This is a genomic window from Paenibacillus urinalis (assembly GCF_028747985.1).
GTDB classification, from domain to species: Bacteria; Bacillota; Bacilli; order Paenibacillales; family Paenibacillaceae; genus Paenibacillus; species Paenibacillus urinalis.
This window is the reverse complement of the sequence record NZ_CP118108.1, coordinates 1,731,336-1,755,322: the sequence shown is the minus strand read 5'-3', so window position 1 is coordinate 1,755,322 and position 23,987 is coordinate 1,731,336. Positions and strand designations below refer to the sequence as shown.

Sequence of the window (23,987 nt, the reverse complement as noted above, 5' to 3'; positions counted from 1 at the left end):
GTCCGCAATTATTATTTCAGTTCGCCGCCGTACAGATGCTGCAGACTTTCCATAATGATTTTGTTGACATCTTCAATAATGACGCTAAGGCGGCGTTCTGCCTCAAACAGTCTCCGAATATTCAAATTCAGACTTAGCACCTCAAAGGATTTTTCCATCGTTTCCATTTCCTCTTGAGAAGGCATGTCGCCTGTCATCATCCGCTGCTGGAGCTCATTCTGACGAACCCGAAACTCATCCAGCATACGCTGCGAATCCGGATCTGCGGCAACAAGCTTCATCGCCTGTGAGATTTCCTTCACTTCTTCGCTGTCTTTAAGTGCTGCGGCCAAATCGTGTGCTTTGTCATAAACGTTCATTATTCATTTTCCTCTCTGTCGATAAAGTGCTGCTGTACATTTACTTCCATCCCTCATGTTTTCGTACAACAACCTAAAATTAAATCAAGTTTTGCAAAAAATGGTCAATCACCAAGGGATATATGTCCTCATATGATGAATCACATGCACTTTCTCATACTCAGCTTACATCCAAAAACGACTGACATCATGTTTGCCCCCTGGAAGGAGATCCACGATGTCCCAAAAAAAAATAACGATCCACATCAGCGGATCAGGCATCCTGCAGGATGACGTCGTGATGATCGGTGAGAAATTTCTAAAGTTTTGGAAAATTCCTGCCGGACGTCCGCTCCAGCTTGCATTCGGAAGCTTTAAGCAAGAAGTTACCATTATTTCCGTACCCAAGTTTGAAGGCATGCGAGTGAGTCCCATACTAGCCGAGCGATGTGGTCTCACTTCTCGTACGGTTCTGAAGATCCGTTATTTCGATAGCAGCCGGACACTCCGTATCGGTCCCCTCATCAGCGTCCTGATCAGTCGCGATCATCCTGATAAGCTTGATCGGCCTTTCGGCTCTATCACGATGTTTTGCAGCGAACTGGTGAGGGCCTGTCAGAAACGGGGAGCATACGTGTACTTTATTACACCAGACCATGTCGATTCAGTTACCGGGCAAATCGAAGGCTGGGTGTATGACGAAGGATGGAAAAAAAGAGTGATGCCTATTGCAGATGTCGTCAACAATCGACTGACTTCACGCAAGCTTGAGAACAAACCTAGCGTACAGCATTTTGTAAAGGAAGTAAAATCGCGATACGGAACCGTGACGTATAATGAGAAGTTTCTCGACAAGAATGAAGTGTTCGAGGCGTTGAAATCGGAGAGCAGTCTAAGAAGGTACTTACCTGAATCACACTCCCTCAAGTCCTTTACTGTGCTCAAAACGATGTGTCAAACGTATCCGGTTATATTTCTCAAGCCCGTTCGAGGCAGCCTGGGCAAAGGAATCATACGTATATCCAGACAGTCTGATGGAACCTATATGACCCTTTCCACTCAGCTTGGCGGTGTCCAAAAGCAGGTATACTCCAGCCTCACCAAATTATTTGCAGGATTGTCTGGGAAGATGAAGACAACCAAATACCAGATCCAACAAGGACTGCATCTCATTGATATCGGCAAAAAACCGGTCGATTTCAGAGCATTGGTACAGAAAAATCGTGCAGGGAAATGGAAGGTAACCTCCATTGTCGCCCGCATTGCCGGCGGCAGCCATTTTGTATCCAACCTCGCCAGAGGCGGCTCACTCAGCACGGTAAGAGAAGCCGTAAACAAGAGCTTATTATCCAGTGATGCCAAAAAAAATGCTTATGTCTCTCTGCATAAGGCAGCGCTTAGTATTGCAGAAGGGATCGACGCGACCATTCCAGCGCATTTTGGAGAACTGGGAATTGATCTTGCGATGGATTACTCGGGTAAGGTCTGGCTCATTGAGGTCAATTCGAAGCCCTCCAAGAATGACAACACACCGCTTACTGACAATAAGATCCGGCCATCTGTCATTACTATGCTCGATTATTCCGCTTACCTCGCCGGATTCTAACAACTGGAAAGGAGGAATCAGATCCATGAAAAAGCCGCTTGGTACGCTCGGTGTGCTCGTGAATGAACGGAAGGGAACACCCCCATTTGCCGATGAATATTTCTGCAGGCGGCTCTGTCAAGAAGGAGTAAACTTTGGAATGAATGTCGTTGTGCTCACCCCCAGAAGCTCAGAGCCAAATGGTAATTATCTAGGTTATCAATATATTAAGGGCACCTGGACCCAGCTTCCGGTAGAACAGCCCGATCTGATCTATGATCGATGCCTGTCACCTGTACCCGGCATATTCAGACGAAGAATAAATAAGGCTGCGAAATCAACTTCACACAAGGTCAGATATTTATCCCGGGGACTACCGGGTAAGTGGCATGTTTATAACTCCCTTCGTCTAAACGCTGTGCTGAGAGAGCATTTGCCCGAAACAGCCATCTACACGAATGTAGAACAGCTGAAGCAATGGCTGGTACGGCATCCTCAAGGTGTATTCTTGAAGCCGCAGGCAGGAACACACGGCAAAAGAACCGTTCTCGTTCGCAGGCAGCCTGAGAATGGCAAGCTTATCATTCAGGGACGCAATCGCTCCAACCACATGTTCAACAAGCGTTTCACCAATCATGAACTTGGACTCAGCCAGCTCCATCGCATCCTTTCCACTCGAACATTTATCATTCAGCCATTTCTCTCACTCATGAATCACGAGGAAAAACCATTTGATCTGCGTGTTCTCGTTCAGAAAAATGGCAGGGGGAAATGGAGCTTAAGCGGTCAAGCGATTCGTGAAGGCGGTCATGGCAGTCTTACTTCTAATCTTCACGGAGGCGGAACAGCTGTGGACTGCCGCTCCTTTCTGGAAACGGAATACGGCAAGGATCAAGCCGATCTCATTATGAACAAAGCGGCTGAGCTCTCCGCTATCATCCCCGTGGTACTAGAAGGAAGGTTTGGTCGTTTAAGCGAGCTTGGTATCGATTATGGGATCGACCGTGATGGGAAGCTGTGGATTATTGAAGTGAATTCCAAGCCGGGCCGCTCTTCCTTTCTGCTCGCAGGTGATGTGGAAAGCGCGAGTCTTGCTTACAACCGGCCTCTTGAATATGCCCGTTATTTACTGCTTCGTACCCAATAACGTCAAGCAAAACGAATAAGCACACTAAAATAGCCGAATACATCCAGCACAGCTGGCCTGAGACGAGACAGCTAAGCTCAAGATCAGCAGCGTTTCAGGATAGGAGGATAAAATCAATGAGTCTGACTTTGTGTAATGTGCACTTTACAAAAAGGCCGGAGAAGGTCATCTATATATCCAATGCATTAATGAATAACTTCCAGCTATCCGGTAAAAAAACAGTTCATGTCCGGCTTGGCAAACAGCGTATCAATGTCCATCTCAAACCACTTAAAAAATCCGGAAAACACATCTATCTGTCAAGCAGCGTCCGCAACGCAATTCAAATTCCAAATCCAGGCAATATTCTTATCAAAGGAGTCGAGGGAGATGAAGTTCAGCTCGGTCCGCTGATCGGTATTCTGTCTGACGGTCCGACTTCTGCATCACAACCGTTCGGCTCACGAACCGGATTTGTGAAACAATTGCTTAAACAAGGTAATCAGGATTCTTATACATTCGGATTTACTCCGAAAGATATTGATTGGGGAAATGAGAGGGTCTACGGCTATTTTCTGAACAGCAGTGGTGGATTCTCTAGAAAATACGTGCCGCTTCCAGACGTCGTATATAACAGGCTGCCGAGCAGAAGATCCGACTTCTCGCAATCGACCAACCAGCTTCGTGACCGCTTTGAGCGAAAGAACATTCCTTTTTTCAACTGGAGCTTCTTTAACAAATCCGATATCTATCGATTGCTGGAGAATGATCAGACAGTTAACAGCTATGTACCGGAGTCACACATGAATCCAAGCATGGAAAAGATCAAGGAAATGCTGGACCGTCATCAATTTGTATATTATAAGCCTTCCGCAGGAAGTCTCGGTCAAGGTATTTTTCGTCTGACCTACTTGCCCAAGAAAGGTTATTATGCCAGGTTCAGAAAGCCAGGCGGCAATGTACTTCTCCGATTTACTTCGTTCAAGAAGCTTGCAACCATGCTTCAAGCCAGACTTGGATCGAGAACGAAGGATTACGTTGTCCAGCAAGGGATTCGGTTGATTGAGATCGATGGCTGCCCTATAGATTTTCGTTTTCATATGCATAAGAACGGGAATAACGAGTGGGTTGTTGTCGGGATCGGTGCCAAAAAAGCCGGAAAGGGCTCCATTACTACTCACATTAAGAACGGCGGCTCCCTTATGACACCAGAACACGCTCTCAGCAAAACCTTTGGTGACCGAGCGCAAGAAATCCTGCAGAAATCTAAGAACACAGCGATTAAATTAGCTGAGGCTATCGAGTTTCATCATAAACATCTTCTCGGTGAAATCGGTTTTGATCTCGGTATTGATCAGGAGGCACAAGTATGGATGTTCGAAGCGAACGCCAAACCGGGCAGATCCATTTTTCGTCACCCTTCCCTCCGCACAGAAGGGAAAGCTTCGGTGGAGCATATCCTGGCGCACTGCATGTATCTGAGCAAATTCCGGAAGAAGGAAAGTTCTTAATTGGAGGCAAAAAAAACACAAAGCCAACGATCGCCATATTAACTGTTTATGATAGAAAGAGAAAATTCCGAGGGAACCATAAAAATTTTAAAGACATTATCAAAACAGGCGAACAATTGGGGTGTCAGGTCTATGTCGTTACGGTTCGCGATCTGAACCTGTCCGCCGACTTCATTAAAGGATACAAGTACAGTGCAGAGCGGAAGGAATGGCTCCAGGGCCGGTACCCACCACCCAACATTGTTTACAATCGGATTCCTCTTCGTGAAGATGAGAGCCGGCCGCTGGTGCAAAAAAAAATCAAGGAATGTATCGCTCATCCCAAAATCAATCTGTATAATCCTTACTTTTTCAACAAATGGGAATTGTTTGAATGGCTGAGCAAAGCGAGGTCAACCGTATCATTTGTCCCCCATACTCGTAAGCTCAAATCGTCTTCTGTAATCAGCAGCATTCTTCAATCCCACCCTACTGTATACCTTAAGCCAGAAAGCGGAAAGGCCGGTAAAGGGATAATGACCCTTCAATATCGTGAGGAAGATAAGCTTCCCTATAAGCTCAAGATCCAGGATCAATCCAAGAGCACAACCTATAAATCCTCTAATCTGGAGTCGTTATGGAAGAAAATTAAGCGCAGTATTAAACAAAACGACTATATAATCCAACAAGGTATTGAGCTGGCCGAATATGGAGGACGTCCCTTCGATCTTCGGGTTCTTGTGCAAAAAAATGCGAATGGTCAGTGGCGCATGACCGGTGTAGGAGCCCGCCTGGCCGGCCGCAGAAGCATCACGACTCACGTTCCGCGCGGAGGCAGTATTGAAGATCCGATCCTGCTTCTCAGCAGCGTATTTGACACACAGCTGGCCAGTAACATTCTCAACGATGTAAAAAGCACCGCTTTGGAAATTGCCAGACAGATAGAGAAATCATCGGGTCACGCCTTGGGTGAAATGTCGATGGATCTCGGCATTGACCAGGACGGAGGCATATGGTTTTTTGAAGCCAATTCCAAGCCGATGAAATTTGATGAACCTGCTATTCGCAAAAGATCGCTTGAACGGTTAATCCAATACTGTACGCACCTAGCGAAGCAAAATGGATAAACCATCCAAATTTGACTATCAAAGAAGGTGATCATTCTATGCCGTCACCTGTCTTAGGCATACTGACACTGTACCTCAACGACAAAAAACAACTCGAAGAAAAGAAAATATACGAGCGAATGATTTCGGAAGGCGAACGGCTCGGACTCGATGTTTATGTATTCACTCCATCCGATGTCCATCCGTCCAAAGAGATGATTCATGCCCTGATTTATGAGACAGAGCATAAACGATGGGCTCGAAAATGGCGAAAGTTCCCTGATATGATATTTGACCGGTGCAGAATCCAGCGGAGTGCCCGTTTCCAAGAGCTCAGACTTTTCAGACAAAAGTATGCGCATCTCCTCTTCTTGAATCGGCCATTACGCAATAAGTGGACTATACATCAGGTACTGCATAAGAAACAGCGATTCAGACCCTATCTACTGGACACCAAATTGTACAGCAGTAATGCAGATCTGAAGAGCATGCTCATGAAACACAGTCTGCTGTATATTAAGCCGATTAACGGAACAGGGGGCCGCGGAATTCTCAGAATCGAACGATTAACCAAGGACGGCCTCCTGCTCGTTCAAGGCAGAGATCATCAACGGCAGATTCTGGAGCCGAGACAGATGCACTATAAGCTGCTCCCTAAGCTGCTGAAGAATTGGGAAGTCAGGAGCCGATACATTATCCAGGAAGGGGTTCAGCTCCAGCTAGCCAGTGGACGGGTGCATGATTACAGGATGCTGGTTCAGAAGAATCAAGAGGGGATATGGGAATTCACTGGCTGTGCCGGTCGGATCGGAGGACATAAGAGTGTCACTTCCAATCTTCATGGCGGGGGAACAGCGATTGAAATGAATGAACTATTAACACAGTGGATTACCGATTCGGATAAGAGAGCAGAGGTTCGTGCTGCTGTCGAGCACTTTGGAGTCGATGTTGCAAAATATTTAGAAGCCACTTATGGTGCATTATGTGAGTTGGCACTCGATATTGCCATTGACAAGAACGGCGATATTTATCTGATTGAGGTAAATCCGAAGCCTGCAAGGGAAGTCTTTGCACAAATTGGCCAGAATGAGGTTTACAAGCAAGCGATTGTGAAACCGCTGGAATACTCTCTGTGGTTATATAAGCAGAGGAGTTCATAATTGTCCTATGCCTCATCATTGATTATATGAGTTAAGAAACCGCATATGCGTAATTCCCTTCGAAAGCTTGAAAGCAATTGACAACGTCCAAAGGGGATTTCATATGCGGTTTACTCATTTCTATAAGCAGTTATTCATTACTATTCAGCTTGTTTATACAAGGTCAACAATTCTGTAAAGTCATTTAGAAGCGCATTTGAGCCCTTCAATTCATCCTCGCGCCCAAACCCTGCATAAGCGCAGCCAATCACTGTTTGTCCATTCTCCACGCCTGCTTCGACATCAGAGGATCGGTCTCCTACCATCCATGCCGAACGAATATTGTGTTTATCTAACAATAGCTTGACCAGATCAACCTTTGATGCTGTTGCATACTCTCCGGCACTATACAGATCATCAAACAGATGTGCAATACCATAAGCTTTGGCGACACCCTTTACATAATGCTCCAGTCCATTACTTGCAACAAACAGCTTCACACCGTAATCATGCAGTGCCTTAAGCGTATCAACCACCCCAGGATATAGTACACCTATCCCCTGCTCTAATCCTTCCAGCTCGAGCTGCAGCAACAGTTCATCGGCACGCAGCTTCGCTGCCTCTGTTGAATTGGGTATTACCCGCTTCCATATATCAGGAAGCAGCATGCCCAGACTGCCGAGAATAAGCTCTTCAGGCGGTGTCGCTCCTTCGTGATGTCCTTCTTCTCTTAAAATATCAAACATTTTATGGTACACAGGAACGAGCAGCGATTCCGTCTGAAACAGTGTTCCGTCCATATCAAAAATCATTGCCTCGGGTTTATTCAGTATGATCCTTTTTTCCACTAGTCCGCATCCCCTATTCTATTAAATATAAGTTTGCTATTACGAATGATTTAGTCGTAAGTCCACCTGTCTATGATAAGCATTCCAGCTCCCACATGTAAACCTTTCAAATGTAAATTTTCAGTCCTGCTTCCGTTTATTCTGTGTGTTGAACCTTCGTACTATACTTTTAGTTTCATCTTTCATCTTGAGGAAAAAAGGGTATATATAATGGCGAAGGATAAGGAAAGGAGAAAAGGGAGAAATTATACTGTCAAGCTCTCTTAGAGTTCTAGGTTCCACATACATATGCGGGCTGTAGGAGCAGGAGCAAATACTAAAATAGGAGAATGGAAAGGAGTCTTAACGCTTGAAATACTACCAAATAGATAAAGAGGAAGTTCTGCGTGAAGTGAACAGCAGCTTAGAGGGCCTGTCGAAGGAAGAAGCACAGAAGCGAATTGAAACAACAGGATACAATGAACTAAAAGCAAAGGATCGAGATCCCATCTGGAAGCTGTTTCTTGAAAACTTCAAGGACCCTATGGTGATCGTCCTGCTGATTGCGGCGATTGTGCAGCTGATTCTTGGACAATTCATTGAATCACTTATTATATTCCTTGTACTAATTCTTAATGCTATCGTCAGTGTTGTGCAGACTCGAAAGGCTGAGAGCTCTCTCGATGCGCTTCGTAATTTATCTGCTCCAGAGGCCAAGGTTATCCGTGCAGGAGCACGAGTTACCATTCCGGCAAGGGAGCTTGTACCCGGCGATATTGTCATTCTGGAAGCAGGTGACTACGTACCTGCAGATGGACGCATTATCGAATCCGGCAGCCTTAAAGTGAATGAGGGTATGCTGACTGGCGAGTCTGAAGCCGTGGAGAAGCATACGGACCCGATCGAAGGAGATGCAGCTCTCGGAGATCGGCGTAATATGGTATTCAGCGGTGCACTAACCGTGTATGGACGGGGAACGGTCGTCGTCACCGCAACTGCTGGCAATACCGAGATTGGTAAGATCGCCGGGCTCATTGAAACTGCGGAGATGAAACAAACACCTCTTCAGCGCAAGCTTGATAAATTCAGTAAGAAGCTGGGTGTGTTTATTCTCATCCTCTCGATCATTATATTCGGTGTTGAGGCTGGTCGCATCTGGCTGTCAAATGATACAGGAGATGTTACGAGCTCTATCCTTAACGCGCTAATGTTTGCTGTTGCCGTAGCGGTTGCTGCGATTCCCGAGGCCCTCTCTTCGATTGTGACGATCGTACTCTCTGTGGGAACCAACAAAATGGCAAAGCAGCACGCCATTATCCGCAAATTGCCGGCGGTAGAATCGCTGGGCTCCGCGAGTGTTATCTGTACAGATAAGACAGGTACACTAACACAGAATCGAATGACCGTTGTTGATTACTTCCTGCCCGAAGGAGCTAAGGAAGAGTTCCCGGATAACCCGCAGGAATGGAATGATGCAGAACGCCGGCTTCTTCATATTGCGGTATTGTGCAACGATTCTCATATTAATGAGGAAGGTAAGGAGCTGGGAGATCCGACCGAGATTGCACTCATTGCATTCAGTAACAGCAAGAACAAGCACTATCGTGAAATTCGTGATCAGTTTCCAAGAGAAGCAGAGATTCCATTCGATTCCGATCGAAAGCTGATGTCTACCATCCATACCTTTGCCGGTCAAAAAGCAATATTAACTAAAGGCGGTCCTGATGTATTATTCAGCCGTTGCAAGCATGTATTTATGAAGGGAGAGCAGGTTCCGCTCACAGACGAGCTGCTCACTCAGTTCCAGGAAGCAAATGAGAATTTCTCTGAAAGAGCACTTCGCGTGTTAGCTTATGCTTATAAAACAATACCAAGTGATAAAAATGAGCTTGGTGTTGAGGATGAGTATGATCTAACCCTAGTAGGTCTGACTGCCATGATCGACCCGCCGCGTGAAGAAGTATACGATTCAATTATTGAATCGAAGAAGGCCGGCATACGTACGGTAATGATTACAGGCGACCACAAGACGACTGCGCAGGCCATTGGGCGTGATATCGGTCTGATGGATGACCATGATATCGCCGTAACAGGACAAGAGCTGGACGCGATGTCTGAGGAAGAGCTGGATCAGAAGCTTGAGAATATATCGGTCTATGCCCGCGTATCACCAGAGAACAAGATAAGGATTGTACGTGCCTGGCAGAAGAAAGGAAATATCGCTGCCATGACTGGGGACGGCGTTAACGATGCCCCGGCCCTGAAGCAAGCCGATATCGGGGTTGCCATGGGCAGCGGAACGGATGTAGCCAAGGATTCCGCGGCGATGATTCTGACGGACGACAACTTCGTGTCCATTGTTAAGGCCGTCGGTGTCGGCAGAACCGTGTTTGATAATATTAAAAAAGCGATCGCATATTTATTTGCAGGAAATCTGGGTGCGATCATCGCCATCCTGTTCGCGCTCATCGTTGACTGGATCAATCCTTTCACAGCAATACAGCTTCTATTCATTAACCTAGCCAATGATTCCCTTCCAGCGATTGCACTTGGTATGGAAAAACCGGAGCCGAACGTCATGTCTCGCAAGCCAAGGGACATCAACGAAGGGATCTTTGCGGGAGGCACGCTCAGCGCTGTGCTCACACGAGGAATCCTTATCGGGATTGCCGTTATTACATCACAATATATCGGTCTATCCCATTCACCTGAGATGAGCGTTGCAATGGCCTTTACAACCTTAATACTGGCCCGCACCCTGCAAACGTTCGCTGCACGCTCAACACAGCAGACGATTTTCCAAGTCGGGCTATTCTCGAACAAATATGTCCTCGGTGCTGTAGCTGTATGCTTCGTGCTGTACGCTGTCACCTTGATTCCAGGTGTGCGAGGAATCTTCTCTATTCCTGATGCATTTGGCTGGAATGAGTTCTTCATAGCCGCTGGCTTAGCGCTGGGTGCTGTAATTCTGATGGAGATTATGAAATTGATCCGCAATACAACAGCTCAGCGTAATTAAATCGAGTAGGAGGCTACCCATTAATTGAGTAGCCGACCTCTCACACCACCGTACGTACCGTTCGGTATACGGCGGTTCAACCGCTTAAGTGCAAGTTACGTAAATGCTCGTACTGAGCAGGGAAGTCATAATACCCTGCTTGTGCGAGCCTTTTGTTTGTTATGGAACGAGACAACACCGGGCTTCCGGCGATGCGCCAGTATCCCAGTCGTGAGTTTGCCCATTGGTAGGCCTGCCACTCCGGTATTCCCAGTTTTCGCAGGTTTTGCGCCTTTGTTCTTGGCTTCTTCCATTGTTTCCAGATGTACATACGGAATCGTCTTCTCAACCATTCGTTCCATCTCTGCAGAGTCCGTTTCATGTCCGCTACGTAGAAGTAACCTATCCAGCCGCGAATATAGACCTTCACCTGCTCCATCACTTGACGGACATTCTTGCCCTGGCTGCGTTTCGTGAGTTCCTTCAGTTTCTTCTTTGCTTTCGCAAGAGATTGTCCATGGGCGCGGATGTGTACTCGGTCCCTGCTCTTTCCCAGAGCAAAACCAAGGAATTTAAAATGCTTTCGGGCCACGATGCTTACGACTTTGCTTTTCCGTCGATTTATCTGAAGTTTCATTCGCTTCTCTAGATACTTCTGGCAGGACTCCAACAGCCGCGTTGCTGCACGTTTGCTTTTCGCCAGCACTACAATGTCATCTGCGTAGCGGATCACATTCACTTCTCGGCTTTTCATCTCTTGGTCGAACTCATTCAAATAGATATTCGCCAGCAGCGGCGATAGCGGGCCACCTTGAGGTGATCCTTCTTCCGTTTCGCGCCGCACTCCGTGCTCCATGACCCCGCTTTTGAGATACTTCTTGATCAGATCAGTTACCCGCTTGTCCTGGATTTGTTTGCGCAAAAGATTCATAAGCAGCTCATGGTTCAGCGTGTCAAAATATTTGGATAGATCGATTTCTACTGCGTAGTCGTATCCCTGCTCCGCATACTCTTTTACTTTGCGAATGGCTTGCTGCGCACTCCGCCCAGGGCGGTAGCCATAGCTTCCTTCCGCGAATAACGGTTCGAACAGGGGTTGTAGCTGCTGCGATATCGCTTGCTGAATCACGCGGTCTATTACCGTAGGGATACCGAGCTTCCGCACTCCACTTCCATCTGGTTTCGGGATTTCTTTACGCCGTACCGGGTTTGGTTTGTAGCTTCCGTCCCGGATACTTTCCAAAAGCCCCTCTCTGTGTTCCCGTAACCACGGTAGTGCCTCCTCGACTGTCATTCCATCGATTCCCGGTGCTCCGTGATTACGTTTGACCCGCTTGTAGGCCTTGTTCAGGTTATCCCTGTTTAGTATCCTCTCAAGCATGTCCGTTGCACCGCCTCTTTCTCTACGTTCCCGAGTGCCGGCACTCCGCGCTCCCGCATACTCTTCGCATTCCATGCTATCCCTTTGCAGGCAGCCCTTTCGGTATTCTGCTTTCATCGTGCCGATGCTCCTTCCAGTCTATACTCGAGGCTTACGATTGTTCGGCCCTTCCCGAAAAAAAACTTCTCGGTACTATGGCCTCTGCTGACTTCTCACAGCAAGCTTTACTCCGTCTTTTCGGATTTTTTTTTTTTCCTACCGGACGTCTGTGAGACCTCCCCGGGTAAGAGCGATAGCCTTCCCCTCATCCATCTGCCACATTTACATGCCGGGATTCGGGCAGTATTGGACTTCGCTTTGATTAGCAAGCTCGTCCGTCCCGTCATGCCTTGTATGTGATTCCTGTTCGTCAGACCGAGGGTTTGCCTCCGGCTTCCTTCAGATTCCGCCTCGCGGCGGACACCCTTGCCTTTGGCTAACAGTTCCTACTGCCAAGCCTGTAGCGGACTTTCACCGCCGAGCTATCGCCCATGCCGGGCGCACTAAATTAAGGGCTGCCTCACCTCATGGGTGTGGCAGCCCTTTGTATACAAACTATCCGATGATATTTGGAAAGGCCTTACGTGTCTTGAAATCAATATCTTTGTAATACATATCTCTTACGAGCAGATTAGGCCCACAGCAGCTCGCTGCATCGCAGAAGCAATTCACCGTTTGATTCAATGGATGATTTGAAGTCCATTCCGAGAAAATATCATCCAGTCTCTCATTCTTAATATTTCCGAATTCCGGAATATCCGCAAAATCGGTTACGTATACGTTGCCGGTAAACATGTTCACATTCACTCGATTGCGGCCATCCGGATCATTTCTTACTGTTACATTCGGCTCTTTATATAGACGGGAAATGAGCCTGCGATCCTCATCTCCCCCATTGCACGCATAGAACGGCAGTGTTCCGAAGAGCATCCACATGTCCTGATCTCTCACATCCAGCAGTCCATGGATCGCGTTACGCATATCATCCAGCGACAAGACAGGTAGTGACTCAGCAAAGTTTGAAGCATACATAGGATGAACCTCATGCCTTCTTGCTCCCATTTGTCCTATGAGCTTGTGGATCTCACCCAGCTTCTGATGTGTGCGATAATTAATCATTGATTCTGCAGAGATGAACATTCCCTGTTCGCTTAGCTTCAAGGAGTTCTCCATCATGCGATCGTACATTTTGGCTGCCGTATTATAGCTGACCGGGCGATTCGTGTTCGCAAATCCTACCTCATGAAAGTCAGAGGCATTCAAATAATTAAATGAAATATGCATAACATCCAGATAGGGCAGCAGCTTCTCATATCGACTAATATCCATCGTCAAATTTGAGTTGATCTGTGAGCGGATCCCACGTGATTTGGCGTACTTGAGCAGAGGAAGAATCATTTCATCCACTGTTTTCTCCAAGAAGCTCGGTTCCCCGCCCGTCAGGCTAATCGTCTCTAGATGCTCCACCTGATCCAACGCCTCAATCATTTGAGATACTGGAATGGAGGGAGCCTCTCTCATAACCAGCATCTCACCGACAGCACAATGCTCGCAGCGCATATTGCATAAATGAGTGACAGTCATTTCAACGCTGGTGAGCACATGCTTACCATATTTTCTTAACGACATCATCGGATCCCAGGGATCATATGCCGGAGAAAGCGCACGAATATTCTTCATTTCATGATTCATTAAAGTCATTTATTTCACCTTATTTCCTAAATTGAACTATGCTGTCCTGCTAAACTACACTACATTATGTAAACTGTGGCTGTTCAGCGATCGATAATACCGAGGAAGACTCACCCATCACTCCTGTAATCATCACCGATAGACGATGAAACAGATCCAGTTCATAAGGGGCTGTAAGGGTGTAACCTTCCTGATCCATAATGATCCGAACTACCGGTCTCTGTGGAGCTTCCGGATGCAACCGTACAACGACTGCCGTCTCTCCTGTAGATAACTGAACAGTCAAACCTACAGGATATATCGCTGCATAGTCCCGAAACAATTCTAACATTTTTTGATCATACTGCGTACCCGAACCTGCAAAAAGCATTTCGACCGCTTGATGCGGCAGCAGAGCATTCTGATAAATTCGGTTTGTCGTCATCGCATCATAAGAATCGGTTAAAGCGATCAGTTTACCGTAATCGTGAATATCGGGCCCAGACAAGCCCTGTGGATATCCCCTTCCATCCATTCGTTCATGATGCTGTAAAGCACAGTGGGCTGAAATAAGCGGAATTCCTGGCTCATCTTTGAGGAGCTTAAACCCATAAACGGTATGATTCTTTACAATATCATATTCCTCATTGGTGAGCTTACCCGGCTTCTGCAGAATATGAGCAGGGATCTGAGTTTTTCCGATATCATGGAGCAGAGCTCCAAGCCCTAACTCCATCAATCTCTTGTTGTCATAACCAAGTGCCTTGCCTAACACTAATGAATAAATACATACATTTAATGAGTGCTCGTATAAAGCATGGTCCATGGATTGCATCCCGGTGAGCATAATCATCACATCTTGACGAGAGCTGATATCTTCAAGAATCTTCTCCATTAGTCCCACGAATACTTTGCCGAGATGAGGATAATAGCCCCGCATCGTTCCACTGGAAGATAACATAGAAAACTGAGTCTTTATCTCTTTCATGGCCTGTATACGGGTTTCTTCTCGTAATAATTCCGGAAATTCAATATCATCAGTATTCGGATCATGAATATACACATAGCTTAAGCCTAATTGACCTAAACGATGAATCAAATTGGCGGTCAATTCGACCTGCTCGCCTAACAATATAATTCCTTCGTCATTATATATTCTTTTGCCCAGCTTCATTCCGGGCTGCAGCATTTGAATGGGTATTAAACGCAAAGTGATCTCTCCTGCCTAAATCAGATGCTATTAGCGGATTTCATTTTATTCTCATTCAAGAATCCATCTCTGTCTCAGACATTCATCAAGCGAATTCGGTCTCTTAAGCTCCATGGCTATCAAATCACGGATAAACTCTGGTAAACGATAAGCTGGCTCTGAACCGAGCGATAGGCTCTGATATCCCACATTGAACGTAAACATATCCAGTGTTCCCACTCGATATAGCTGCTCATCATTCAAAGGAACGCCTCCTATATTCAGCTCGGTAATTCGTTCATATGGAGCTTTGGTCGGATCGTAATGTAACTCTGCACCATCGATGCACAGGACTCCCAGCTGGTATCCTCGAAATCCAAAGCCTTTAAATACGAGGTCCCTGTACTCTGGTATTAAGCTCTCCTCCATAGCTGTACGAAGGTCAGCGCCTTTTAACAGAATGGTGCATGCATTAATCGGAGAAGGGCATAAAGCATGCAGCATCCCCTCCGTTATATTCCCTTCCTCCAAATCACCAAGCAGCTGACCTGCATTAACAACCGCCAGATCTGTACCCGTAAATTGCCGCACTGCCTGAGCTAATAAATTTCCAAATGACGATTCTCTGTCCCAATGAATGGCAAGTGTTCGATCCGTCACAGCAATGGTTCTACCTAATTTATTTTCGGCCTGTTCCCGATGTGTAATAATAGCAGCCGCCACATTTTCATGCAGAAGATTGTCATCCACAGGCAGGCACCCACCTGAAACCAACTTAAAATGCTCTTCCTCGCTGGATCTTTCCACGGTTATTTTTCCGAGGTATTGACCATATTTGCCCGCACCGCATAAGAGCGTCTTGTTTATTTCCAGCGGCTCCTCCAATACGTGATGCGTGTGGCCTCCCAATATCATATCAATTCCATCGATCTGTTCAGCAATTCTCTGATCGGTTGTTAGTCCCAAATGCGATAACAGAATTACGATGTCTGCTTGCTCTCTTATTTGTGTTACCTGAAGCTTTAGCGTTTCGATTGGATTAAGCACCTTCATCCCAAGCAGCTCATAGAACGCGCTAAACGGTGCGGTAGATCCCAATATACCTATTCGTATGTCGCCCTTTGTCAAAATAGTCGATGGCTCCATCCAGGCCGGAGGCTGCCCTGAACGTTCTTCAATCAGATTACCGCATACGACCTTGCATAACAGACCTGCATATGCCTGATCTAGGATATCCGGTGTAAAGGTTAATCCCTCATTATTACCAATCGTAATTGCATCATAGCCCGTTAAGTTTAGAACATCTACATTGGCCCCGCCCATGGAGCCTTCGGTCTCCACTGCCATCCGGTCCATGTGATCTCCAATATCCAATACTAGAATTTCTTCTCCGGGTTCTGCCTGCTCTCTCTCCCTTTGGATCATCGCAGCGATGGAACCCATTTTCTCAAAATGGCTGTGAATATCATTCGTATGAAGAATGGTCAAGGTTTGTTTAGGCATATGGTTCGTCATCTCTGTATTCCTCCTCCGGATACTTATTAGCCATAAATTAATGCGCTATATAAACTAAATTCTCGTCATTTTGCTCACTCTGGTCCATTGGATCTATCTAAAAGATAAGAATAACATTTTCATAAAGGATATGATATATTAAAAGGGTTTATCAATACATCCGTTCGAGGTGAAATCATTTGAAACTGTCCGTGTTATTATTCGCTGGTGTCGCAGAGAGAATTGGGCAATCTAAGATTGAATTAAATATAGATCATGCAGTCACGGTAAACGATTTGAAAAAGCAGCTTGCAGAAGCGTATCCTGAAGCTTCCTTACTCATCCATTCCTCACTAATTGCTGTAAATATGAATTATGCACCAGGCCATGTGGTGATCAACGAAGGAGACGAAATAGCGCTGATCCCCCCCGTTTCCGGCGGAGAAGGTCCCACCTATTCATCAAATTCCGTTCAGCAAACCCACACCTCTGATGATGGACTATACTCTATTGGATATGCCCCCCTATCGGTAGAAGAAACTTCGGCCAAAGTCATCACTGCCAATCACGGAGCAACCTTAACCTTTATAGGAACAACAAGAGAAATGACCGGCGATCAGCGCACCGTCCATCTTGAATATGAAGCATACATACCCATGGCATTATCTACAATGAAGTCGATTGGTGATGAAATCAATGAAAAGTGGCCTGGCGCGCAATGTGCGATATCCCATCGATTAGGCAAAGTGGATATTGCCGAGACAAGTGTCGTGATTGCCGTCTCTTCCCCCCATCGTGACGATGCCTATAAGGCAAGCCGGTACGCTATTGAGAGGCTGAAACAGATTGTCCCGATTTGGAAGAAGGAGATCTGGGAGGACGGATCAGAATGGAAAGGACATCAAACTGGTCCCTGGGACCCATTAAAATGACTAATCATTAAAACTAGTCGTTGTCTGTCCATTTTTTTCTTGATATGATAAATTTAAAAACTTTACATTTAAAGGTGGTTAATTGTCTTGAGATTACATGTCACCGACTTAAAGCCTGGTTTATTGCTTCAATCGGATACTTTTAATCCTTCCGGAGTGCAGCTGATGTCAGCAGGATCCATAATTGATGATTCAGACATCGATAAACTGATGATGCACGGTATTGATTATGTAGACATAACAGAGCCTGCCACCCAGACTGCTCCTGTCTTCAGATCATCCCCAGGAGAATCCCTGCTTAAGCTAGTTCCAATGTTCGATAGTACCATGATAGGAACTGCCTCGATCTTTAAGGAAGCTACAACATCAGGACGTTTCTCGATATCGGAGGTTGACGATCTGCTTAAGCCAATGGCTGAACAGCTTCTGGAGCAGAAGGATGTCGTGTCACTTCTTCTCCTGCTTGATCGTGATGATGAGTATACTTACAACCATTCCGTACAGGTAGGCATTCTTACATACTATATGGCTTCATGGCTCGGTTATGCCCCGGAGGACTGCTACACCATCTCCAAAGCAGGTTACCTCATTGATATAGGGAAATCTATGGTGCCTGAGAAGCTGCTTCACAAGCCAGGCAAGCTAAGCCCAGAGGAATTCCGTGTGATGAAAAAACACGCTAAGCAGGGATATGACATTATATTAGAGTCTACCGGTAATGAAACACTCGCGATTCCTGCATTACAGCATCATGAACGGGAAGATGGCAGCGGTTACCCTTACGGATTACGCAAAGATGATATTCATCCTTATTCCCGAATTGCGGCTGTGGCAGATGTGTACAGTGCGATGACGACTCATCGTGTGTATCAATCCAAGCAAGAATACATATCCGTGTTATGCGAGCTATACGGACTCAGCTTCGGACAGCTCAATGCAAAAGTAACGCAGAGCTTTATCAAGCATCTCCTGCCTAATTTTATTGGCAAACAGGTATTACTGACTTCAGGAGATACAGGTACGATTGTAATGAATAATCCGAATGATCATTTCCGTCCGCTCGTCCGTTGTGGACAAGGCTTTGTAGACTTGGCCAAACAACGAGATATTACTATTGTAGAAATTTATATCTAGAACATACGTTACATAATAAGTCCTTGATTCCTTTCATATCAGCTAGAACTACTTAGAAAGAACAATCTAGTACATACTTCCTTAGATCATCAAATGAAAAACATTTGTAGAAATAGAGGCCTTTCCTATACGGATGGCCTCTATTTTTATATAGCCTAAGCAGCTGCTTGATCACGATGTGAACAAAAAAATACGTGCCCAGCCATAAATGGCCAGAACACGTATTAGAAATCATTTCAAATGTTAAATAGCTCTGCTTAACCGATCGAGCCTTCCATCTCGAATTTGATGAGACGGTTCATCTCCACCGCATACTCCATTGGAAGTTCTTTCGTAAACGGTTCAATGAAGCCCATAATGATCATTTGTGTTGCTTCGTCTTCAGAGAGGCCGCGGCTCATCAAGTAGAACAGCTGATCCTCAGACACCTTAGATACGGTTGCTTCATGCTCAAGCGTAATATTATCGTTCATGATCTCATTGTAAGGAATCGTATCCGAAGTGGACTCGTTATCCAGAATCAATGTATCACACTTAATGTTCGATTTAGCGCCTTCTGCATTGCGTCCGAAGGAAGCCAGACCACGGTAGGTTACTTTACCGCCATGCTTACTAATTGATTTGGATACAATTGTAGAGGTTGTATCTGGTGCAAGGTGAATCATCTTCGCACCTGCATCCTGATGCTGATCTTTACCCGCTACTGCAATCGAAAGTACAGAGCCTTTCGCGCCGCGTCCCTTAAGAACAACTGCAGGATACTTCATAGTCAGCTTGGAACCGATGTTACCATCAACCCATTCCATGGTTGCATTTTCTTCTGCAACTGCACGCTTGGTAACGAGATTGTAGATGTTCGGAGCCCAGTTCTGAATCGTCGTATAACGTACACGTGCATTTTTCTTAGCGATAATCTCAACAACCGCACTATGCAGAGAGTTTGTGCTGTAAATTGGAGCCGTACATCCTTCTACGTAGTGTACAAAGCTGTCTTCGTCAGCAATAATCAGGGTACGCTCAAATTGACCCATATTCTCAGAGTTAATCCGGAAGTAAGCCTGCAGTGGAATTTCACACTTCACGCCTTTTGGCACGTAGATGAAGCTTCCGCCTGACCATACAGCACTGTTCAGAGCAGCAAACTTGTTATCTGCCGGAGGAATCACGGTTGCGAAGTACTCCTTGAGAATCTCTGGATGCTCCTTCAGCGCTGTATCAGTATCCATGAAGATAACGCCTTGATCCTCAAGATCCTTCTGCATGTTGTGGTATACAACCTCAGATTCATATTGAGCAGATACCCCTGCCAGGAACTTTTGCTCTGCTTCTGGAATACCCAGTTTGTCGAAGGTTTCCTTGATTTCTGCAGGAACCTCTTCCCATGTCTTTCCTTGCTTCTCCGAAGGTCTTACGTAGTACTGAATATCATTAAAATCAAGCCCGTCGAGATCGCCGCCCCAACGAGGCATCGGCATCTTCTCAAACTGTTTCAAGGATTTCAGACGGAAATCGAGCATCCATTCAGGCTCTTCCTTAATACGGGAGATTTCTCTTACAACCTCTTCCGTCAGACCTTTACCTGTTTGGAAAATGGACTTATGCTCATCCCGGAAACCATATTTATACTCTTCCATTTCTGGCGCTTTTTTTGCCATGTGGGTCTACCTCCCTATCGTTATTGTGGTTTGTGATCCTCATCTATCCCTTTGCGCAGCGCATTCCAAGCAAGTGTTGCGCATTTGATGCGCGCAGGGAACTTATTTACACCGGATAGGGCTTCTATATCTTCATATTCGTCAAATTCTGGTTCCTCTCCTTGCATCAAGGCGGAGAAACGATCTGCTAGGTTCAAAGCTTCATCCATAGTCTTCCCTTTAACCGCTTCGGTCATCATGGAGGCCGAGGACATGCTGATGGAGCAGCCGTCACCGGTATACTTCGCATCCTCGACAATTCCATCTTTAACTTTTAGCTGCAGGGATATCCGGTCACCGCAGGTCGGGTTGTTCAAATCAACTGTTACCGAGTCGTCTTCAAAGCTGCCCCGATTCCGCGGATTTTTATAGTGGTCCATAATTACGCGCCGATACAGATCATCAAGTTGCATCACCAAAATACTCCTTTGTCTGGATTAAGGCGCTCACAAGACGGTCTACGTCCTGCTCTGTATTGTATAAATAAAAGCTCGCTCTTGCTGTAGATCCAACTTCAAGCCAGCGCATCAGCGGCTGACAGCAATGATGACCTGCTCGAATAGCTACTCCGCTTGCATCAAGCACGGTTGCTACATCATGCGGGTGTACATCATCGAGATTAAAGGTTACGAGACCTACATGACGTTTCTTAGGTCCGTACACCTGAATGCCATCGATTTCAGATATACGACTCATTGCATAATGTGACAGCTTGCTCTCATGCTGCGCGATTTCATCCATTCCAATCTCAGTCAGAAAATCAATTGCTGCTCCGAGACCAACCGCACCAGCAATGATCGGAGTTCCTCCTTCAAACTTCCAAGGGAGTTCCTTCCATGTAGACTCATACAAGCCAACATCATCGATCATCTCGCCGCCAAATTCGACCGGCTCCATGGACTCAAGCAGCGCCTTCTTGCCATACAGTGCACCGATTCCGGTCGGTCCGCACATTTTATGTCCGGATAAGGCGTAGAAATCACAGTCAAGATCTTGCACATCAACCTTCATATGAGGGGTGCTCTGTGCGCCATCAACAACCATAACTGCACCATTGCGGTGAGCAATTTCAGCTACTTCCTTAATGGGGTTAATGACTCCGAGAACATTCGAAACATATGCCATAGAGACAATTTTCGTGTTAGGAGTGATCGTTTTTTCCACATCTGCCAGATCGATATTGCCGTCTGGTTGAAGGGGAATATATTTCAGCACAGCACCTGTTCTTTTGGCAAGCTGCTGCCAAGGGATCAAGTTACTGTGATGCTCCATAGGAGTGATCACAATTTCGTCTCCCTCATTCAGTACGGAAGGTCCGTATGAGGAGGCAACAATGTTGAGCGCCGTTGTTGTACCTCTAGTAAAAATAATTTCTTGCGATCGTTTAGCATTAATAAATTTGGCTACCTTCTCACGAGCACCTTCATATGCATCCGTTGCACGGCTTCCAAGCGTGTGAACTCCACGGTGAACGTTGGAATTCTCCCACTCGTAGTAGCGCTTGATTGCATCAAGCACTACGCGAGGTTTGTGGGAAGTTGCCGCATTATCTAGATAAACTAATGGATGTCCGTTAATTTCCTGATCGAGGATGGGGAACTGTTCACGAATCGCCTGAGCGTTCATTGTCCCAGTTTCCTTTCAACAAGGGACTGCAGCTGCACCTGCAATTCTTCAAGCGGAATGTCAGATACAACAGGCGCAAGGAAGCCATAGATGATTAATCTTTCTGCATTCTCACGGGAAATACCGCGTGACATCAGATAGTAGATTTGCTCTTGGTTTACTTGACCTACAGATGCAGCGTGACCTGCTGTTACATCATCCTCATCAATCAGAAGAATCGGGTTCGCGTCTCCGCGTGCTTTAGGACTCAGCATCAGGACACGTTCCGTTTGCTGACCGTCCGCTTTTGTTGCACCATGCTCGATTTTGGTAATTCCGTTAATGATCGCAGACGCTTCTTCACGCATAACCGCACGTGTAATCATCTGGCTTGCAGAGCTCTTACCAAAATGCTTGGCTTGGGTCGTATAGTTCAGCTTCTGAGAGCCTGCACCTACTGCAATCGTCTTCTGATCCGAATTCGAACCATTGCCTTTCAGGATAGAAAGGGTGTCACTTGCTGTATTACCTGTGTTCATTTCACCAACGATCCATTCAATTGTACCATCGTTCTCAACTACAGCACGGCGATAAGTAATATCTGTTACTTGATCTCCAAATTGGTGAACGGTAGCAAAACGAACCTTCGCACCTGGCTTAACAAACACTTCAGCTACCCCATTATGGAAGACAGGAGCTTCCAAATTGCCTGATACATAGTTGTCTACATATACGACAGAGCTATTCGTGTCCGCAATAATGAGCACATGTGGTGCAAATGTTGCCGTTCCATCTTCAGCAAGCAAAATAGCTTGAACCGGCTTCTCAATCACCACATTACGAGGCACATAGAGGAATACTCCGCCGTTCCAGATCGCTGTATGCAGTGCAGCCAGCTGATGTTCGTCAGATTTAACTGCTGTGTGAAGATGACTCTTAACAAGATCCTCATGCTCACGCACTGCAGTTTCGAGATCTGTAAAGATTACACCTTGATCAGCAAGCTCTTTGGAAAGATTGCTGTACACGACGCTGGAGCCCCGTTGAATCAACAAAGTTCCATCTTGCTCATCTTTTATTAAGCTTGCGATTGCTTCAGGTGTTTCATTCAGAGTAATCGCATCACTCGTTTTATATTGTCCGTACGCGGATAGATTCCAGCGTTCAATTTTTGTTTTTTCCAGTTTTGGAAGCGCAAGGTTGCCCGCAAGATCAAGTGCTGCTTGGCGCCCTTCAGAAAGCCATGCCGGCTCATTTCTGCCTTCGGATAACGCGCGAAGCGCTTCGGAATCAACCGGAAGAATGGTTTGTGTCGTCATTTAAGATATCCTCCTCCGTTTATTCTTTACGCTTCTTGGCCAACAGTTTCGTCTTCAATTCCCAGTTCTGCCTTGATCCAGTCATAACCTTCTGCTTCAAGACGTTCTGCAAGCTCAGGACCACCAGATTTAACGATACGTCCTTGCATCATAACGTGTACATAGTCTGGCTTGATGTAGTTCAGCAAACGTTGGTAGTGAGTGATAATCAAGAAGCCACGATCCTCACTCTTCATTGCATTGACACCTTCTGCAACGATACGAAGAGCATCGATATCAAGACCGGAGTCAATTTCATCCAAAATAACGAGCTTCGGATCAAGCATCATCATTTGAAGAATCTCATTACGCTTCTTCTCACCACCGGAGAAGCCTTCATTAAGGTAACGATGAGCAAACTCAGGGTTCATCTCAAGATCTTTCATCTTACCTTCCATTTGGCGGATGAACTTGATCAGAGAAATTTCGTTACCTTCTTCACGGCGTGCATTGATTGCACTGCGCAGGAAGTCGGAATTTGTTACCCCTGCAATCTCACTTGGATATTGCATTGCAAGGAACATCCCTGCACGAGCACGCTCATCAACTTCCATTTCCAGAACGTCTTCGCCGTTCAAAGCAACAGAGCCGCCAGTTACTTCATACTTAGGGTGACCCATCAGTGCTGAAGCAAGCGTACTTTTACCCGTACCATTCGGTCCCATGATCGCGTGAATTTCTCCACCGTTCATGTTGAGGTTAATGCCCTTCAAAATTTCTTTTCCTTCTATTTCTGCTTTAAGTCCTTCAATGACGAAATTTGTAGCCATATGTGCCTTTACCTCCAATAGAAATGAATTTCCCACTTGAAATCATGAAGTATATTTAATAGGGTATCCCCTTGATTTCCAGCTTCACTCGATAAGTGTCACTTTATAATA

General features: G+C 46.0%; 19 protein-coding genes. 8 read left to right on the top strand and 11 right to left on the bottom strand.

Annotation, left to right across the window (positions count from 1 at the left end; genetic code table 11):
* Positions 1-11: 11 nt before the first annotated feature.
* A complete protein-coding gene (locus PUW25_RS08055; protein ID WP_047909936.1) occupies positions 12-359 on the bottom strand; it encodes a YlbF/YmcA family competence regulator in 348 nt (115 codons plus the stop codon).
* 217 nt (positions 360-576) lie between these two features.
* On the opposite strand from PUW25_RS08055, the gene PUW25_RS08050 reads away from it, so the two are divergent.
* The 5 genes from PUW25_RS08050 (at position 577) to PUW25_RS08030 (ending at position 6,805) form a co-directional block, all read left to right on the top strand.
* Positions 577-1,944 carry a YheC/YheD family endospore coat-associated protein gene (locus tag PUW25_RS08050; RefSeq protein ID WP_047909937.1) on the top strand — a complete coding sequence of 456 codons (1,368 nt, stop codon included), beginning with the start codon at positions 577-579 and terminating at the stop codon, positions 1,942-1,944.
* Positions 1,945-1,969: 25 nt separating this feature from the next.
* On the top strand, positions 1,970-3,070 hold the full coding sequence (locus tag PUW25_RS08045) for a YheC/YheD family endospore coat-associated protein (protein WP_047909938.1): 1,101 nt from the start codon (positions 1,970-1,972) through the stop codon (positions 3,068-3,070).
* A gap of 116 nt (positions 3,071-3,186) precedes the next feature.
* Complete coding sequence (locus tag PUW25_RS08040) at positions 3,187-4,560, top strand: YheC/YheD family endospore coat-associated protein (RefSeq protein ID WP_047909939.1); 1,374 nt, start codon at positions 3,187-3,189, stop codon at positions 4,558-4,560.
* Positions 4,452-5,666, top strand: coding sequence for a YheC/YheD family endospore coat-associated protein (locus tag PUW25_RS08035; protein WP_337999945.1), 1,215 nt, complete (start codon positions 4,452-4,454; stop codon positions 5,664-5,666). The genes PUW25_RS08040 and PUW25_RS08035 overlap by 109 nt, the downstream gene beginning before the upstream one ends.
* A gap of 38 nt (positions 5,667-5,704) precedes the next feature.
* Positions 5,705-6,805: a YheC/YheD family endospore coat-associated protein gene (locus PUW25_RS08030; protein WP_047909940.1), complete on the top strand. Its 1,101-nt coding sequence runs from the start codon at positions 5,705-5,707 to the stop codon at positions 6,803-6,805.
* A gap of 140 nt (positions 6,806-6,945) precedes the next feature.
* Here the strand turns inward: PUW25_RS08030 and PUW25_RS08025 are convergent, their stop codons facing one another.
* A complete protein-coding gene (locus PUW25_RS08025) occupies positions 6,946-7,596 on the bottom strand; it encodes an HAD family hydrolase (protein WP_193745979.1) in 651 nt (216 codons plus the stop codon).
* A gap of 400 nt (positions 7,597-7,996) precedes the next feature.
* Here PUW25_RS08025 and PUW25_RS08020 point away from each other — a divergent pair, with 400 nt between their 5' ends.
* Positions 7,997-10,630, top strand: coding sequence for a cation-translocating P-type ATPase (locus tag PUW25_RS08020; protein WP_370510311.1), 2,634 nt, complete (start codon positions 7,997-7,999; stop codon positions 10,628-10,630).
* Positions 10,631-10,706: 76 nt separating this feature from the next.
* On the opposite strand, the gene ltrA is transcribed toward PUW25_RS08020, so the two are convergent.
* From ltrA to PUW25_RS08000, 4 genes are all read right to left on the bottom strand, one after another.
* Complete coding sequence (ltrA, locus tag PUW25_RS08015; protein ID WP_047911907.1) at positions 10,707-12,107, bottom strand: group II intron reverse transcriptase/maturase; 1,401 nt, start codon at positions 12,105-12,107, stop codon at positions 10,707-10,709.
* A 477-nt stretch (positions 12,108-12,584) separates the two neighbouring features.
* Positions 12,585-13,730 carry a radical SAM/CxCxxxxC motif protein YfkAB gene (gene yfkAB, locus PUW25_RS08010; RefSeq protein WP_047909943.1) on the bottom strand — a complete coding sequence of 382 codons (1,146 nt, stop codon included), beginning with the start codon at positions 13,728-13,730 and terminating at the stop codon, positions 12,585-12,587.
* Between the two features lie 55 nt (positions 13,731-13,785).
* On the bottom strand, positions 13,786-14,910 hold the full coding sequence (locus PUW25_RS08005) for an HD-GYP domain-containing protein (protein ID WP_047909944.1): 1,125 nt from the start codon (positions 14,908-14,910) through the stop codon (positions 13,786-13,788).
* A 51-nt stretch (positions 14,911-14,961) separates the two neighbouring features.
* Positions 14,962-16,404 carry a bifunctional metallophosphatase/5'-nucleotidase gene (locus PUW25_RS08000; protein WP_047909945.1) on the bottom strand — a complete coding sequence of 481 codons (1,443 nt, stop codon included), beginning with the start codon at positions 16,402-16,404 and terminating at the stop codon, positions 14,962-14,964.
* Positions 16,405-16,583: 179 nt separating this feature from the next.
* On the opposite strand from PUW25_RS08000, the gene moaD reads away from it, so the two are divergent.
* On the top strand, positions 16,584-17,315 hold the full coding sequence (gene moaD / locus PUW25_RS07995; RefSeq protein WP_047909946.1) for a molybdopterin converting factor subunit 1: 732 nt from the start codon (positions 16,584-16,586) through the stop codon (positions 17,313-17,315).
* An 87-nt stretch (positions 17,316-17,402) separates the two neighbouring features.
* Positions 17,403-18,449 (top strand): HD-GYP domain-containing protein, encoded by a 1,047-nt coding sequence (locus PUW25_RS07990; RefSeq protein WP_047909947.1) that lies wholly within the window; start codon positions 17,403-17,405, stop codon positions 18,447-18,449.
* A 257-nt stretch (positions 18,450-18,706) separates the two neighbouring features.
* On the opposite strand, the gene sufB is transcribed toward PUW25_RS07990, so the two are convergent.
* From sufB to sufC, 5 genes are read right to left on the bottom strand one after another with little or no spacing between them, the layout of a single operon-like run.
* Positions 18,707-20,104: a Fe-S cluster assembly protein SufB gene (gene sufB, locus PUW25_RS07985; protein ID WP_047909948.1), complete on the bottom strand. Its 1,398-nt coding sequence runs from the start codon at positions 20,102-20,104 to the stop codon at positions 18,707-18,709.
* Positions 20,105-20,124: 20 nt separating this feature from the next.
* Positions 20,125-20,556 carry a Fe-S cluster assembly sulfur transfer protein SufU gene (gene sufU / locus PUW25_RS07980; RefSeq protein WP_047909949.1) on the bottom strand — a complete coding sequence of 144 codons (432 nt, stop codon included), beginning with the start codon at positions 20,554-20,556 and terminating at the stop codon, positions 20,125-20,127.
* Entirely contained in the window at positions 20,546-21,769 is a 1,224-nt protein-coding gene (locus PUW25_RS07975; RefSeq protein WP_047909950.1) for a cysteine desulfurase, read from the bottom strand. The genes sufU and PUW25_RS07975 overlap by 11 nt, the downstream gene beginning before the upstream one ends.
* The gene (gene sufD / locus PUW25_RS07970; RefSeq protein ID WP_047909951.1) at positions 21,766-23,067 is read right to left on the bottom strand and encodes a Fe-S cluster assembly protein SufD; all 1,302 of its coding nucleotides are present in this window, start codon (positions 23,065-23,067) and stop codon (positions 21,766-21,768) included. Before sufD ends, PUW25_RS07975 begins: the two co-directional genes overlap by 4 nt.
* A gap of 26 nt (positions 23,068-23,093) precedes the next feature.
* Positions 23,094-23,876 carry a Fe-S cluster assembly ATPase SufC gene (gene sufC / locus PUW25_RS07965; protein WP_047909952.1) on the bottom strand — a complete coding sequence of 261 codons (783 nt, stop codon included), beginning with the start codon at positions 23,874-23,876 and terminating at the stop codon, positions 23,094-23,096.
* Positions 23,877-23,987: the final 111 nt, after the last annotated feature.